This is a genomic window from Ruegeria sp. YTSA168 (genome assembly GCF_059610045.1).
Window position 1 is genome coordinate 361814 of the sequence record NZ_JBXWMW010000001.1, and the last position, 14993, is coordinate 376806.

At 58.5% G+C, this 14993-nt stretch carries 15 protein-coding genes; 7 read left to right on the forward strand and 8 right to left on the reverse strand.

All coding sequences use genetic code 11. The annotated features are described in order from the left end of the window. Positions 1 to 67: 67 nt before the first annotated feature. Complete coding sequence (purD, locus tag AC2FFE_RS01810; protein WP_496845694.1) at positions 68 to 1330, reverse strand: phosphoribosylamine--glycine ligase; 1263 nt, start codon at positions 1328 to 1330, stop codon at positions 68 to 70. Positions 1331 to 1405: 75 nt separating this feature from the next. On the opposite strand from purD, the gene xseA reads away from it, so the two are divergent. After that, positions 1406 to 2890 carry an exodeoxyribonuclease VII large subunit gene (gene xseA, locus AC2FFE_RS01815; RefSeq protein WP_496845695.1) on the forward strand — a complete coding sequence of 495 codons (1485 nt, stop codon included), beginning with the start codon at positions 1406 to 1408 and terminating at the stop codon, positions 2888 to 2890. A gap of 3 nt (positions 2891 to 2893) precedes the next feature. Further along, the gene (locus tag AC2FFE_RS01820) at positions 2894 to 3535 is read left to right on the forward strand and encodes a glutathione S-transferase family protein (RefSeq protein WP_496845696.1); all 642 of its coding nucleotides are present in this window, start codon (positions 2894 to 2896) and stop codon (positions 3533 to 3535) included. 2 nt (positions 3536 to 3537) lie between these two features. Here the strand turns inward: AC2FFE_RS01820 and AC2FFE_RS01825 are convergent, their stop codons facing one another. After that, complete coding sequence (locus AC2FFE_RS01825) at positions 3538 to 3933, reverse strand: hypothetical protein (protein ID WP_496845697.1); 396 nt, start codon at positions 3931 to 3933, stop codon at positions 3538 to 3540. Positions 3934 to 4062: 129 nt separating this feature from the next. On the opposite strand from AC2FFE_RS01825, the gene AC2FFE_RS01830 reads away from it, so the two are divergent. The 5 genes from AC2FFE_RS01830 to AC2FFE_RS01850 all read left to right on the forward strand — a co-directional run bounded on the left by AC2FFE_RS01830 (position 4063) and on the right by AC2FFE_RS01850 (position 8312). After that, positions 4063 to 4698, forward strand: a complete 636-nt coding sequence (locus tag AC2FFE_RS01830; protein WP_496845698.1) for a lysoplasmalogenase — start codon at positions 4063 to 4065, stop codon at positions 4696 to 4698. 57 nt (positions 4699 to 4755) lie between these two features. After that, positions 4756 to 5895, forward strand: a complete 1140-nt coding sequence (gene ftsY / locus AC2FFE_RS01835) for a signal recognition particle-docking protein FtsY (protein ID WP_496845699.1) — start codon at positions 4756 to 4758, stop codon at positions 5893 to 5895. An 88-nt stretch (positions 5896 to 5983) separates the two neighbouring features. Next, on the forward strand, positions 5984 to 6886 hold the full coding sequence (locus AC2FFE_RS01840) for an EamA family transporter (RefSeq protein WP_496818648.1): 903 nt from the start codon (positions 5984 to 5986) through the stop codon (positions 6884 to 6886). Between the two features lie 16 nt (positions 6887 to 6902). After that, complete coding sequence (locus AC2FFE_RS01845; protein ID WP_480827579.1) at positions 6903 to 7508, forward strand: inner membrane-spanning protein YciB; 606 nt, start codon at positions 6903 to 6905, stop codon at positions 7506 to 7508. Positions 7509 to 7643: 135 nt separating this feature from the next. Further along, entirely contained in the window at positions 7644 to 8312 is a 669-nt protein-coding gene (locus AC2FFE_RS01850; RefSeq protein ID WP_480827580.1) for a Crp/Fnr family transcriptional regulator, read from the forward strand. 195 nt (positions 8313 to 8507) lie between these two features. Here AC2FFE_RS01850 and AC2FFE_RS01855 read toward each other — a convergent pair whose 3' ends face one another. From AC2FFE_RS01855 to gor, 6 genes are all read right to left on the reverse strand, one after another. After that, positions 8508 to 9494 carry a DMT family transporter gene (locus tag AC2FFE_RS01855; RefSeq protein WP_496845700.1) on the reverse strand — a complete coding sequence of 329 codons (987 nt, stop codon included), beginning with the start codon at positions 9492 to 9494 and terminating at the stop codon, positions 8508 to 8510. A 179-nt stretch (positions 9495 to 9673) separates the two neighbouring features. Then, entirely contained in the window at positions 9674 to 11143 is a 1470-nt protein-coding gene (locus tag AC2FFE_RS01860) for a Do family serine endopeptidase (protein ID WP_496845887.1), read from the reverse strand. A 150-nt stretch (positions 11144 to 11293) separates the two neighbouring features. Further along, complete coding sequence (locus AC2FFE_RS01865; protein ID WP_496818650.1) at positions 11294 to 11488, reverse strand: DUF2065 domain-containing protein; 195 nt, start codon at positions 11486 to 11488, stop codon at positions 11294 to 11296. Continuing rightward, complete coding sequence (hflC, locus tag AC2FFE_RS01870; RefSeq protein WP_480547863.1) at positions 11488 to 12384, reverse strand: protease modulator HflC; 897 nt, start codon at positions 12382 to 12384, stop codon at positions 11488 to 11490. Before hflC ends, AC2FFE_RS01865 begins: the two co-directional genes overlap by 1 nt. Continuing rightward, a complete protein-coding gene (gene hflK, locus AC2FFE_RS01875; RefSeq protein ID WP_480547862.1) occupies positions 12384 to 13529 on the reverse strand; it encodes an FtsH protease activity modulator HflK in 1146 nt (381 codons plus the stop codon). Before hflK ends, hflC begins: the two co-directional genes overlap by 1 nt. 72 nt (positions 13530 to 13601) lie before the next feature. After that, positions 13602 to 14960 carry a glutathione-disulfide reductase gene (gene gor / locus AC2FFE_RS01880; protein ID WP_496845701.1) on the reverse strand — a complete coding sequence of 453 codons (1359 nt, stop codon included), beginning with the start codon at positions 14958 to 14960 and terminating at the stop codon, positions 13602 to 13604. Positions 14961 to 14993: the final 33 nt, after the last annotated feature.

Sequence of the window (14993 nt, forward strand, 5' to 3'; positions counted from 1 at the left end):
CTGGCCCAAAATATCCTGGGGGTGAGGCCGCAGGCCGAGGGGGCAAAGCCCCCTCACCCACCAGTGCTCAAAGCGCCCGCCAGCCAATATCGCGCCGATAGAACCCCTCCGGCCAGTCCACCCCATCGACCATTGCATAGGCCCGATCCCGCGCTTCCTGCAGCGTCTCACCCCGCGCAGTGACGTTCAGCACCCGCCCGCCTGAGGCCTGAATCTCGCCCTCAACCGCCTTGGTGCCCGCGTGGAACACCATGTTGCTGCTGTCTTCGGGCAGACCATCCAAACCTTTGATGGCAGAGCCTTTCCCATACACTCCAGGATACCCCTGCGCTGCCATGACCACTGTCATCGCATGATCATCGGCCCAATTCACACGGGCATCCTCCAGCCGCCCCCCGGCCGCTGCATGCATCAAATCCATCGCTTGCGCGCCCAGCCGCATCATCAACACCTGACATTCAGGGTCGCCGAACCGCACATTGTATTCCACCAAACGTGGTTGCCCGTCCTTGATCATCAAACCCGCATAGAGCACCCCCTGAAACGGCGTCCCGCGCCGCTTCATCTCGGCCATGGTCGGGCGGATGATTTCAGCCATCGCACGGGCCTCAACCTCAGCGCTCAGAACCGGAGCGGGCGAATAGGCGCCCATGCCACCGGTGTTCAGCCCGGTATCGCCTTCACCCACACGCTTGTGGTCCTGTGCTGTACCGATGGACAGGATGTTCTCTCCGTCGCACAACACGAAGAGAGAGGCTTCCTCCCCCTCCATGAACTCCTCGATCACAACTTCGGCGCCCGCACCGCCAAAGGCGCCGCCGAACATGTCATCGATGGCCTCCAACGCGGTTTGCGCATCCATCGCTACGATCACACCCTTGCCTGCGGCCAGCCCGTCGGCCTTGACCACGATGGGCGCGCCCTGCTGGCGAATATAGGCTTTGGCCGGTTCCGCCTCAGTGAACCTTGCATAGGCTGCTGTCGGTGCGGCGGCCGCGTCACAAATCTCTTTGGTAAAGCTTTTTGAGGCCTCAAGCTGTGCCGCGGCGGCCGAAGGGCCAAAGACCAGCACGCCAGCCTCTCGCAAACGATCTGCAACGCCTGCCGCCAAGGGCGCTTCGGGGCCGACAATGACGAAATCAATCGCGTTTTCCTCGGCGAAGCTGACCACTGCGCCACCATCCTCGATATCCAGTGCAGCACAATCGGCAATCTGAGCGATCCCGGCATTTCCCGGCGCAACGATCAAGCGGTCGCATTTGGGGTTCTGCATCACCGCCCAGGCCAGGCTGTGCTCGCGCCCACCGCTGCCGAGAATAAGGATGTTCATGAAAGCTCTCCGATCTGCTTGGCCTTGCCTGCGCGGCGTTCTAAGCTGGGTGGGCATTTGACACAAGGCGCTGAAATGTCCGACCTGCTCGACGACCCGATTCCCGGCCAAAACACTCCCGAATATTCGGTTTCCGAGCTTTCTGGCGAGGTGAAACGCACGCTCGAAGGAACGTTCGGACGAATCCGCGTCCGCGGCGAAGTCGGTCGGGTGTTCAAAGCGCGCTCGGGGCATCTGTACTACGACATCAAGGATGATCGGAACGTGCTGGCCTGCACGACATGGAAAGGTCAGATCTCGGGCTTGTCGGTTGTGCCCGAAGAAGGGCTTGAGGTTGTCGTGACCGGCCGCCTGACTGCTTTTGGTGCACAGTCCAAATACAACATGAACGTGGATGAGGTCGCTGTCGCGGGCCAAGGCGCCTTAATGGCGCTACTGGAGAAGCGTAAGAAACAGCTCGACTCCGAGGGCCTGTTCGCAGCCGAACGCAAGAAGCCACTGCCCTATCTGCCGCAGATCATCGGTGTTGTGACTTCACCCTCCGGCGCGGTGATCCGCGATATCCTGCATCGGCTGCGGGATCGCTTTCCCCGCAAAGTTCTGATCTGGCCGGTTGCCGTGCAGGGTGCCAACTGCGCGCCCGAAGTGACCCGCGCTATCGAAGGGTTCAACGCGCTTACACCTGGCGGCGCGTTGCCACGCCCTGACCTGATCATCGTTGCGCGCGGCGGCGGGTCGATCGAAGATCTGTGGGGATTCAATGAAGAAAGCGTGGCACGTGCCGCTGCCGCCTCAGACATCCCATTGATCTCGGCCGTGGGTCACGAAACAGATACAACGCTGATCGATTTTGTCTCGGACCACCGGGCACCCACGCCAACCGCTGCCGCCGAACTGGCTGTCCCTGTCCGGATGGAACTGCTGGCTTGGACCAACGAACAGGGCGCACGACTTTCCCGTGCGGCCAGCGATGCGGTCCAGCGCCGCAGCCAGCGCTTGCGCGACGTGGCCCGCGCGTTGCCGCGCCCGGACAGTTTGTTGAACATTCCTCGGCAACGGCTTGATCTGATTGCAGAACGACTGACGCCCGCATTGACCCGAGGCGTACAAAACCGACGCCTGCAACTGGTCGAGATGTCGGCCCATCTGCGCCCGACAACCTTGCGCGCCGTTGTCGCATCTCGGCAGGAAAGCCTGCGCAACCTGTCTTCTCGCCTGTCCATGCGCCCGATCCAACGCGAGATCGACCAGCAGCGCCAAGCCACTGCCAGACTGGCCGAGCGACTAAACGCCGCTCAACGCACCCGATTGGACCGCTTGCGCCAAAAGCTGGATGCCACAGACCGCCTGCGCGAAACGCTCAGCTACAAAGCCACGCTGGAACGCGGCTATGCCGTCGTGCGGGCCGAGGGCGACGTGATCACCACCAAGTCACAAGCCGCCAAGCACCCGGTTCTGGAAATCGAATTTGCCGATGGCTGCCTGACGACCGGAGGTTCCAGCAAACCGCCCCCCAAAAAGACCAAAACAGATGCGCCCGATCAGGGCTCACTGTTCTAAGCTATGCTGACGATCTGGGGGCGCAAAACATCATCAAATGTGCAGGCCCTGATGTGGTGTGTCGGCGAATTGGGGCTGGAGTATCATCGCCATGATGTCGGCCATCACTTTGGTGGGCTGGACACGCAAGCCTTTGCCGATCTGAATCCAAACCATACCATCCCTGTCCTGCAGGATGGCATCAACCCACCCCTGTGGGAGACCGGAGCTATTCTGCGATATCTCGCCGACCGCTACGCACCCGATACGTTTTGGCCCAACGCCCCGATTCAACGCGCCGAAATAGACAAATGGGCCGAATGGGCGAAGATCAATGTCGCAATGGCATTCACGGTTCCGGTGTTTTGGCAGGTGGTGCGAACTGCACCTGCCGATAGGGATAAGTTCAAGATCAGGAACGCCGTTAAACAGCTTGAAACAAAGCTGGAAATTTCAGATCGACTTTTTGAGAGTCGCAAATTCCTCACCGGCCCCGACCTGACCCTGGCTGACATCCAGTTCGGCCACATCCTGTACCGATACTACGATATTGATATTTCGCGCGCGCAGTTCCCAAACCTCAAACGCTACTACGACCGTCTTACAGAGAGACCTGCGTTCAGGCAGAATGTCATGATCAGTTACGAAGAGCTGCGGGTAAGCTGAGATCAAACCCCAACCTCTGGCCCAAGGCAGATCATCTCCTCGCCCAGATCTTCGGCCTCATACAGCTGCGTCGCCTGCGGGTCGCCTTCAAATTGAGCAACCAATCCGCCGCCCATTCGCGTAAACACCCAACATTGCGGATCTGACCTGTCTTCATAGACAAAACAAATCTGATCTTCGCGCTGATACCACACGCCTTCCTTGCAGTTTCCATCAAGAAACGACCAGATCACGCGGCGATTGGGCAAATAACGTTCTACCCCGTAAACCTCGCCGCTGTACCCGTAGAACAGGGTCTTTCCGCGCGTATAGTCATCAAACTCCGCCCCCGACAGCGCTGTTTGCGCCCCCACCGGTTGGGCCGAAAACACAAGAAGAATCGCAAAGAACCTCAACATGACGCCATAGTGTCAGATACATGCGGCCAAAGCTATTCGCACTGAGGGTTCACATGCCTCCACGTCACCTGTTGTACCGCAAGAGGATTTTGAAAGACAGTAAAGCCGGGAGATAGGGAGGAAACCAGAGTGACCAGCCTGATATGGATCGCCGCAGCATGTGCTTTAGCCTATCTGCCTCTGTCCCCACGCCCGGCCAGCACAATGCGTACAATGCTCAAAACCGCATCAGTCGCCCTGTTGGCCCTGTACGCCGCCCTCAGCGGCGGCGCGGCACTGCTGATCCTGGCATTGGCGCTCTGCGCCTTGGGAGACGCCCTGCTTTCGCGCGAATCCGAGACCAGCTTCATGGCCGGTATCGGCGCGTTTGCGGCAGGCCACCTTGCCTATATCGCCCTGTTCCTGTCTCATCCCAGCAGCAATGCGACACTTATATTCGACCATCCCGAATATGTCTGGCCCCTCATTTTGCTGGGCATTGTCGCCGCCACCCTCCTCGCCCCCCGCGCCGGAGACCTCAAGGTGCCGGTTCTGGCCTATATCCCGATCATCCTCGGCATGGGCATTACAGTCCTCGCCCTACCTGATACAGGCGCTCTTCGCTGGGCCCTGCCCGCCGCGATGGCCTTCATCGCCTCAGATCTGATTCTCGCAACTGAAAAGTTCCTGTTACCTGCCAACCACCCGGCCCTGAAACTGACCCCCTTTCTGATCTGGCCGCTCTATTGGGGTGCACAAGCCGGCTTCTTGATCGCTTTCACCTGACCCTTTGCAACTGCCGTAAATCCGCATTAGGTGAAAGGATCACCTGCGGAGACCAAAATGGCGTTTTTCTCAAAGCTCAAGGACAAGCTGTTCAAATCCTCTTCACGCCTAGAAGAGGGTTTGGATGCCATTGTCGAGGATGGCGGCAAGGAAACCACGCCTGACCCGGTGATCCCGCAGCCCGAGCCCGAACCGCACCCCGCCCCAGAAGTACCCGGCCCGACCCCCAGCCCCGTGCCATCCGAACCTCCTGCTCCCGCACCTACAGACCCCACGCCTGCACCAACGCCGCCGGAGGTCGCTGAGCCAAAAGGTCTGCTAGGCCGATTGTTCAGCCGCGGCGATGCCCAAACCGTTGTCCGCCGCACGCTGGATGACGACATGCTGGAACAGCTCGAAGAGCTGCTGATCGCCTCGGACATGGGCGTCGATACCGCCCTGCGCGTCACCGCAAACATGGCAGAGGGCCGCTTTGGCCGCAAACTTTCGACAAGCGAAATCAAACAATTGCTGGCGCAGGAAGTCGCTCGCGTAATGGAGCCTGTGGCGCGCCCGCTACCGATTTATCCAAAACGCCCGCAGGTGGTTCTGGTTGTCGGCGTGAACGGATCAGGAAAAACCACGACCATCGGCAAGCTCGCCAGCCAATTCAAATCAGCAGGCAAACAGGTCGTCATCGCCGCCGGAGATACGTTCCGCGCCGCCGCCGTCGAACAACTCCAGGTCTGGGGCGAGCGCGCTGGTGTCCCGGTCCTGACCGCACCGGAAGGCTCTGACCCCGCGAGCCTCGCCTTTGATGCCCTAACCAAAGCCCAGGAAGATGGCGCCGACCTGTTGATGATCGACACGGCAGGCCGCCTGCAAAACCGCGCCGATCTGATGGAGGAACTGGCCAAAATCGTCCGAGTGATCCGTAAGGTCGACGACACCGCCCCACACAACACCCTGCTGGTGCTCGACGCCACCACCGGACAAAACGCGCTCAGCCAGGTGGAAACCTTCCGCAACCTCGCCGATGTTTCGGGCCTTGTGATGACAAAACTCGACGGCACAGCCAAGGGCGGTGTTCTGGTGGCGCTTGCGGACAAGTTCGGCCTGCCGATCCACGCCATCGGCGTCGGCGAACAAATCGACGACCTGGCCCCCTTTGATCCCGAAGAATTCGCCGCCGCCCTGACCGGCCTGGATCAAAGCTGATCCAAGTCTTCATCTGGCCATAAATATCTTCCGGGGGTCTGGGGGTGGAAAACCCCCAGCCTCTCCCTCCAGCAAAAAGATCTGATACTTGAGCGACTGGCTGATCTCACTTGAAGGCACCGAAGCGGGCCACCAGCTTGCCCTTGGGCTGGCGCTCATGGCCGCTTTTCTGCACGCGGTCTTCGGGGCACTTCAGAAAGGCCGCCATGATCCCTGGCTGTCGCGCGGAGCGATAGACGCCTGCTATTGCCTGATGGCCGCCCCTTTTGCGTTCTTCGTCGTACCCTGGCCCGAACCCTATATGTGGCCGATCTTCGCCGTCGTTTGGATGATCCACATCGCCTACAAGACTCTTCAGGCGATGGCCTATACCAAAGGATCCTACACGGTTGTTTATCCCGTCGTCCGGGGCACCGGCCCGCTGTTTACTGTGATCGGCGCCTATCTGTTGTTCGGCGAGATTTTCAGCGGCATGCAATGGTTTGGCGTCGCGGTCCTGCTGGCGGGAATATTCGGCCTTGCCCTCTACAACCTACGCTTTCTGGAAACCAACCGGGAAACCCTTGGGATCGCACTAGCGCTGGCGGTTGCAACCGGCCTCTTCGTGGCGCTCTACACTACGTATGACGCCTACGGCATCCGCGCCACTGCCGATCCATTCACCTTTCTGGCCTGGTTCTTCATGATCGACGGCGCGGCCATGCCGATCTACGCCTTCCTCAGATGGCGCGCCATGATCAACCGCCCGGCCATTGGTCCCCTCATGCTGCGTGGGCTTGCCGGCGGCATCATCGCGCCCATGTCCTTCGGTGCCATTATGTTGGCCACACGGCTCGACAAAGTGGGCGAAGCGGCCGTTCTGCGCGAGACCTCAACGGTCTTTGCGGCCCTGATCGGTTGGCTTGTTCTGAAAGAAACCGTCGGCCCCAGACGCATTGCTTTGATGGCATTGATTGCATTGGGCGCCGTAATCGTTGAAATGGGCGGGTAAGCAGCAGGAAGATACAATGACAGGCAAAAAAGACATCAACCCGTTTCTGAAACAGGTGCTGGAGCTTGGCCCTCCGCTGGCCTTTTTCTTCATCTACCTGCGCCTGCGCGATGACAGCTTTCTGATCGCCGGTACAGAATATTCCGGCTTTATCATCGCCACGATCATCTTTGTGCCCCTGATGCTGGCCGCGATGGGCATCCTGTGGTTTCTGACCGGTAAACTCAGCAGGTTGCAGATATTCACCGCGTTCATGGTCATCTTCTTCGGTGGCTTGACTGCCTGGTTCAATGATGAGCGGTTCTTCAAGATGAAGACCACTCTGGTCTACGGCGTCTTTTCGACCATCCTGGGGATCGGTCTGCTTCAGGGGAAATCCTATCTGGCCTATGTGCTGGATGAGATGCTACCCATGAAACACGAAGGCTGGATGATCCTCACACGCCGGCTCTGCGCCTGTTTTGCCGTTCTGGCCATCGCCAATGAGCTCGTCTGGCGCACCATGTCGACCGATTTATGGGTGAAGATCGAAACCTTCGCTTTCCCGATCGCCCTGATGGCGTTTTTGATGCTGCAATTCAGCCTGCTGCAAAACTATATGGAAGATCCGGATCAGCAATGAGCGCCAACGCTGCGTTGATGCACCACCATCACACCGCGTAAGTAATCCGTAAGCTGCAAAAGAACTTGGCTTAAGCCCGAAGCTATGAAAGGTTAAGGCACCACTCAGCACCTAAATCCGGAGTTCACCGCCCGTATGACGGCCTTTCCTTCTAGTGGCTTTCTATCAGAAGCCTCTGACGAGCTTCGAGAGATGCTCTCTGATCTTGCGTCCGAACTGACCCTTGAACAGGGGGAAACCCTGTTTGAACAGGGCGACGAGGGCGACGCGCTCTACGCGATACTCTCAGGCACGCTCGAAGTGTCGTTTCTGGCCATGAGCGGGCGAAAGCTGACGCTGACCCTCATGCGGCCCGGCGAAGTTTTTGGCGAGATTGCCCTGTTTGACAGCGGCCCACGCACAGCGACAGTCGCCGCTGCTGAGCCGTCGCGCGTTCTGCGTGTGCGCCGCCGCGATGTGATGGGCCAAATCCGCGAACATCCCGATCTGGCCGTTGATATGGTCCGTCTGGCCGGTTTGCGCATGCGCTGGATGGGATCACAGCTGAACGAGCAGGTCTTTCTGCCTATGCCGATCCGGCTGGCGCGCAAACTGCTTCATCTGTCCAACCTGCAGGATGACCCATCGGAACGAATCACGCTGTCGCAAAGCGAATTAGCCGAATTTGTCGGCGCCACGCGCGAGGCGGTGTCAAAAACCATCTCGACCTGGAAACGCGACAATGTGGTCGAAGCCTCGCGCGGAGGTTTGCTGATTCAGGATTTCGAAGCCCTGCGCGAATTGGCCGAATCCGATCTGATCTGACGATTTCGTAGTTTGGTGTGATCTGGTTCACAGAACGACGGGTCGAACCTGACCTAAGGTGAGCTTGTTACCGTAGGAGGTCAGAGAATCATCCCCGATATCTGTCCACTGATCTCTCCCTGTATCTGAGCCATATGTCGTCCCGGCATATGGCTCATTTTCTTTGCAAACTCAGACTCTGCATACCCAAGCGTGTCAGTACCTGCGATGCACGTGTTTGCCACGTACAACCATTCGGTTCTTTTGTTTTTCCCGCAGGAAGACAAACAAACCCGACCCCAGGATCAAGAGTATCCCCAAAACAACCGGTAGGCCCGGTAGCTCGCCCCAGATCACCCAGCCCCAAAAAATCGCCAAAGGCAGGCCCACATATTCAAACGGGGCCACGGTGGCCGCATCTGCGATGCGATAGGCCTGTCCCAGGCAATATCCGATAAGGGCTGCGTTCAGCCCCAACCCTGCGAACAACCAAAGGTCATGACCTTCGGGTAAGACCCAAGCGCGGAACAGGAACAGCAGGCTTTCATTCTCGACACCCTCGGCAAATCGCCCATCTCCGGCGACCAGCCAGAAGACAATGCTGACAACAATGAAGGCGGATTGAATATAGACCGCCATGGCAGACGCCTTGGATTTGGCGCCCAGATACCGCGTCATTACGTTGTTCAGCGCATAGGTGAAAGCGGCGGCAATGGGCAGGACATAGATCCACAGGCTGATCGTGCGCTCTGCCCCGCTTTCCCAGGGGCGTGTCATGATGATCACCCCGGCAAACCCAACCAGAACCGCGCCAATGCGCATCGGTCCGACCTTTTCGCCCAGGATCGGGATGCTGAGCAAGGTGATCATCAATGGGGCCACAAAGAACACAGCCGTCGCCTCGGCCAGAGGCATAACCGCAAGCGCGGTAAAAAAGGTCAGATTCGCAATCACTAGGAACGTCGCTCGAAGAACATGCAGGCCCGGCTGATCGGTCTTCAGGATATTCCATCCACCCTCCAACTGAACCAGGGCGAGGCTAAAGCCGATCCCAATCAGTGAACGGGTGAATACCATTTGGTGCAAAGGATACCCGCCAGACAGAAACTTGATCAGCATGTCGTTGAGGGAAATCCCAAGCATGCCGATCAGGACAAAGACGATAGCCAATGTAGGGTTTTGTATAGTCTTGTTATTCGACACGATTTGCCCTTTCACCCGGCCCGTAACATGGGTTTCGGATCAGGTCCGCTCTGTTTGCGACATGATGTTTGACATTGTTTCCAGCCTCAGTTCAGAGAGCCTGATCAAAGCTCAGCGGACAAAAAAGAGGCCCCGGATCGGAGCCTCTTAAATCATTGCTTGGCAGATCAAACCCGGTGTTATTCTTCCAGGCTGAGCGCCACAAACCGTGGGTCACCGCCACGACGCACCAGCAACAGCAGAGACTTGCGTCCGGCCACCTGTGCCTCTTCCATCCGGTCTTCCAGGTCTTCGATTGTGGCAACCTTTTGCTGGCCCGCTTCGGTGATCAGATCTCCGGCACGCAAGCCCTTGGCATAGGCTTCCGAAGCCTGATCCACATCTGAAACCACCAGCCCTTCGGCATCCGCGTCCAGCCCCAGTTCTTCGCGCAGCATATCGGTGAGCGGAGAAATAGTCAGCCCCAGAACATCCGTGTTTTCATTGGCAGGTGTGTCTTCGGCTTCTTCTTCGCCATTCTCGGTACGTTCCGCATCTTCGCGGCGGCCCAGCGTGACCAAAACGGTCTGTGTGCTGCCATCCCGGCTCACCACGACGCGGACGGCTTTGCCCACGGTTGTTTCACCTACCTGACGGACAAGGCCGCGCGTATCCTCGACATCGACGCCGTCAAAGCTGAGGATGACGTCACCCGCCAGCAGGCCCGCCTCTTTCGCTGGACCTTCGGGCACATCACTGATCAGCGCACCACCGGGTTTTTCAAGGCCCATGGCTTCGGCCATATCTTCGGTCACGTCCTGAATACGGACACCCAGCCAACCCCGGCGGGTTTCCCCGAATTCGCGCAGCTGATCGACAACTTTGACAACTACGTTCGAAGCCATCGAAAAACCAATCCCGATCGACCCACCATTGGGCGAAAGGATCGCGGTGTTCACCCCGATCACCTGGCCATCCATGTTGAACAGCGGACCGCCCGAGTTGCCCCGGTTGATCGCCGCGTCGGTCTGGATGTAGTCATCATATGACCCGCTCAGTGCGCGGTTGCGCGCAGATACGATCCCAGCCGAGACCGAGAATCCCTGCCCCAGCGGGTTGCCCATGGCAATCACCCAATCCCCGACGCGCGCAATGTCGCTGTCGCCGAATTGGACGTATTTTAGCGGGCCAGAAGCTTCGACTTTGAGCAGAGCAATGTCGGTTTTTTCATCGGTGCCGATCACTTTGGCGGGTAGCTCTTTCTTAGGCTGACCATCGCCCGGGAAGAACTCCACCAGGATTTCGTCCGCTTCGGCAATGACGTGATTATTGGTCACGATGAACCCGTCTTCCGAGATCACAAACCCCGAGCCCAGCGCATTGCTGCGACGCGGAACGTTTTCGCCATTGTCCCCACGGTCCTGGAACTCACGAAAGAAATCCTCGAACGGTGATCCTTCGGGAACAATGCCCTGCGGGCCGGTTTGTCCTTCGATCAGGGTCGATGTGGTGATGTTCACCACAGCCGGGCTGATCTGTTCCGCAAGCGGTGCCAGGCTTTCGCCACGCGCATACGCCGCCACCGTCTGCGCAGCGATCAGAACCATTCCCGCAAATGCCAGCCACATCAGCCGCATAAAACCAAACCCTTCGTTCTGCCGAACGGACATACTGCGTGCTTGTGCCTGCACCTGGGAACTCCTTGTCGTCACTCTTGGCGAACCGCCCTATGGCCGCCCTCTTGGCATCCAATGTAGTCGGTTTGCTGCGGCTCGCAACTCAGGATCGCGGGGAAATCACCAGCGCGTGAAGCCCTAACGTTAAAACCCGACCTGATAGGCACCCCAGATCAGAGCCAGTCCACTGACCACGCACAGCAATCCTGACAGCCGTCGCGCCTGTTCCGGAAGGGACCGGAGCGCCTCGAGCATCCGTTCAATAAGCGAAGGGGCCAGCGCATAGGCCAGCCCCTCAACGATCAGCACCAGCCCAAGGGCCAGAAGGATCATCCCCATTACTCAGACGCCGGAGCAGCCGGTGCCGGACGCCCGGTAGGCGACGACAGGTAGTTGAAGAACTCGGAATCCGGGCTCAGGATCAACGAGCTGTTGCTGCCCTGCAAGGCGTTCTCGTAGGCGGTCAGAGAGCGGTAGAATTCAAAGAACTCTGGGTCCGCACCATACGCTTCGGCAAAGATCGCGTTGCGTTCGGCATCAGCTTCACCGCGAATGATCTCGGCCTCACGATTGGCGTCCGAAACCAATTCGACCACAGTCCGGTCGGCCTGCGCACGAACTCGCTGCGCCGCTTCGTTACCGCGTGCACGTTCGTCGGTGGCTTCACGTTCCCGCTCGGCCTTCATCCGGTCAAATGTGGCCTCAAGGTTGGCCTGCGGCAGATCGGTGGCTTTCAAGCGGACGTCGATCACGCTGACACCCAACGCCTGCGCTTCGGCAATCGCGCTGTTGCGGATACGCAGCATCAGTGCCGCACGATCCGAACTCAGGATATCACGCGACGAAACCGAACCCAGCACTTCGCGGGTTTCGGCCCGCAGGATGCGATCCAGACGATCCTCGGCCACGGGGATACCACCGACACCAACGGCCTGACGGAACTGCTCCAGATCCGAAATCCGGTAGCGCGCGAAAGCGTCGACAACAAGACGACGGTCATCCAGAGGTGTCACTTCAAGCGGTTGCACGTCGATCGACAGGATGCGGTTGTCGTAACGCACGACTTCTTGAATAAGGGGGATTTTGAACGCAAGGCCCGGCTCTTCTTTCACCGTAACAACGCGGCCGAATTGCAGAACCAGCGCGCGTTCACGCTCGTCCACGATAAAAATCGATGACAAACCGGCAACGGCCAGAATAGCAACGATGATCAGGATTATAGGTGACTTACGCATCAGTTGCTCTCCCCTGCAGGGCTGCGACGCAGTTCGTTCAGCGGCAGATAAGGCACAACGCCCTGCCCTGAGCCGGTCGAGTTCTCGTCAAGGATGATCTTGTCAACATCGCCCAGTACCTGCTCCATACGTTCCAGATACAGACGTTTTCGTGTCACATCAGGGGCTTTGCTATATTCTTCCAAAACCGCGCTGAAACGGCTGGCTTCACCCTGCGCGCTGTTGATCTGCTGGGCGCGATAGCCTTCGGCCTCTTCCAGAACCTGCGCGGCTTCACCACGCGCCTCAGCGAGAACCCGGTTGGCATAAGCGTCAGCGACGTTTTGCAGACGGTCACGCTCCTGCGCGGCGGCCTGAACATCGCGGAAGGCTGCGATAACGTCCTGAGGCGGGTCGGCCTTGTCGAAGTTCACACGGACGATGTTCACACCGGAATCATAGCTGTCCATCGTTGACTGAATCAGCTCCTGCAGGCGGTCGGCAATGACACCACGATCCCGGTTCAGAATCGGTGCCAGCTCGCTTTGTGCAATGATCTCACGCATCGCCGATTCCGAAACGGCGCGAATCGTTTGGCGTGGGTCGCGCAGGTTAAAGAGATACTTGGCAGGGTCACTGATGTTCCACACGACCTGATAGTCAATATCGACGACATTTTCATCGCCGGTCAGCATCAAACCATCGTCGCTGCCGCGAGCACCACCCATGTCTTCGTTCTGTTCGCGTGTGACCGGAATGACTTCGGCGGTCACAAGCGGCCAAGGTGCAAAGTTCAGACCCGGATTCCCGACAGCGGAAAACTCACCCAAAAACAGCTCTACAGACTGTTCTTCGGGTTTCACGGTGTAAAAACTGGCAGCCGCCCAAAGGCCAACGGCAACCAATGCACCAATCGCCACAGTCCCTTTGGTAAACAACGGGCCACCGCCACCGCCGCCTGAACCATTGGAGCCACGGCCACCGCCGCCACGACCGCCCATCAGAACGCGCAGCTGCTCTTGGCCTTTTTTCATCAGCTCATCGATCTCGGGGATCTGCGGGCCGTCGCCTTCGGGTGGCTTTCGACCATCCCCGTTGTTTCCCCGATTTCCTCCACCACCTGAAGAGCCTCCGCCCCCCCAGGGGCCACCGCTGTTGCCCGCCATATGTCTCAATTCCTTTATCTTGGCCCGTGTGATCACGGAGTCCCTTGTAACTTGTGTGCGCGCAGTTGCAAATCAAGCCGTGCGTACAGGTTGCCGCATTGTCACCAATTCCTCGGCCATCACCGGATGAACGGCAACCGTGCGGTCAAAATCTTCCTTGGTGGCGCCCATTTTCACGGCGATCCCAGCCAACTGAATCATCTCACCCGCGCCGGGGGCTACGATATGACAACCCAGCACCTTGCGCGTTGCCTGGCTGACGATCAGCTTCATCAGAACCCGCTGCGTGCCACCAGCGAAGGCCTTCTGCATGGGTTTGAACGAGGTGGCATAGACCTCAATTGGTTCCTGAGCCGACGCTTCTTCTTCGCTCAGTCCAACTGTACCGAATTCCGGCTGTGTGAAAATCGCGGTTGGGATTAGCTCATGATCCACGGGTGTTGGGTTGCCTTTGAACACGGTTTCGACAAAAGCCATGCCCTCGCGGATGGCGACCGGAGTCAGGTTCACCCGGTCTGTCACGTCACCAATAGCGTAGATCGAAGGCACGCCGGTTTGGCTGTATTCGTCCACGACAATCTCACCCTTACGGCCACGTTCGACGCCTACGGCCTCCAGCCCCAGATTATCGGCATTCGGTGCGCGACCGGTGGCGTACATCACGACGTCAAACTGATCCTCGGTCCCGTCCGTGGCTTTGACGCGGATCTTGTCGCCCTGTTTGGTCATCTCCAGCACATTGGTCCCCAGACGCACATCAATCCCATTCTGGCGCATCTCTTCACAGATCAGCCCGCGCGCTTCTTCGTCGAACCCACGCAGGATTTGTGCGCCGCGATAGAATTGTGTGGTCTTGACCCCCAATCCGTTCATGATGCCTGCGAACTCGCTTGCGATGTAACCGCCACCGACGATCAGAATGCTTTCGGGTAGTTTCGGCAGATGGAAAATCTCATTCGATGTGATTGCCAAATCAGAACCGGGGAAATCCGGAACCACTGGGCGGCCACCTGTTGCAATCAGTATGTGCTTGGCGGTTTTGCGGGTTCCATCGGCCAGCTCAATCGTGTGCGGATCGACAAGATGGGCGCGCTGATCAAAGCTTTCGACGCCGTTTTTCTTTAGGATATTGCGATAGATGCCTTCCAGGCGGTCCAGTTCGGTGACCAGCTTGCCATGGAAGGTATTCCAGTCGAAGGCACCGGGCTGGATGTCCCAACCATAAGCCTGTGCATCCCCGACAATGCCCGAATACTCGCTGGCAAAGACCATCAGCTTCTTCGGCACACAGCCCCGGATCACGCAGGTGCCACCATAGCGGTCCTCTTCGGCCAGCGCCACCTTGGCACCGTTTTCTCCTGCCGCCACGCGCGCCGCGCGCACCCCGCCAGAGCCGCCTCCGATGACAAACAGATCATAGTCAAAGCTCATGCCGGGTTCCTTCGTTCAGTCTTCAAAAAGTCT

Bases quoted from the DNA above. Each gene is read 5' to 3' on its own strand.
- AC2FFE_RS01860 (WP_496845887.1), bottom strand. From the start codon at position 11,143: ATGTCCGTTCGGCAGAACGAAGGGTTTGGTTTTATGCGGCTGATGTGG.
- purD (WP_496845694.1), bottom strand. From the start codon at position 1,330: ATGAACATCCTTATTCTCGGCAGCGGTGGGCGCGAGCACAGCCTGGCC.
- AC2FFE_RS01845 (WP_480827579.1), top strand. From the start codon at position 6,903: ATGACAGGCAAAAAAGACATCAACCCGTTTCTGAAACAGGTGCTGGAG.
- hflK (WP_480547862.1), bottom strand. From the start codon at position 13,529: ATGGCGGGCAACAGCGGTGGCCCCTGGGGGGGCGGAGGCTCTTCAGGT.
- AC2FFE_RS01820 (WP_496845696.1), top strand. From the start codon at position 2,894: ATGCTGACGATCTGGGGGCGCAAAACATCATCAAATGTGCAGGCCCTG.
- hflC (WP_480547863.1), bottom strand. From the start codon at position 12,384: ATGCGTAAGTCACCTATAATCCTGATCATCGTTGCTATTCTGGCCGTT.
- AC2FFE_RS01865 (WP_496818650.1), bottom strand. From the start codon at position 11,488: ATGGGGATGATCCTTCTGGCCCTTGGGCTGGTGCTGATCGTTGAGGGG.
- AC2FFE_RS01850 (WP_480827580.1), top strand. From the start codon at position 7,644: ATGACGGCCTTTCCTTCTAGTGGCTTTCTATCAGAAGCCTCTGACGAG.
- xseA (WP_496845695.1), top strand. From the start codon at position 1,406: ATGTCCGACCTGCTCGACGACCCGATTCCCGGCCAAAACACTCCCGAA.
- ftsY (WP_496845699.1), top strand. From the start codon at position 4,756: ATGGCGTTTTTCTCAAAGCTCAAGGACAAGCTGTTCAAATCCTCTTCA.
- gor (WP_496845701.1), bottom strand. From the start codon at position 14,960: ATGAGCTTTGACTATGATCTGTTTGTCATCGGAGGCGGCTCTGGCGGG.
- AC2FFE_RS01825 (WP_496845697.1), bottom strand. From the start codon at position 3,933: ATGTTGAGGTTCTTTGCGATTCTTCTTGTGTTTTCGGCCCAACCGGTG.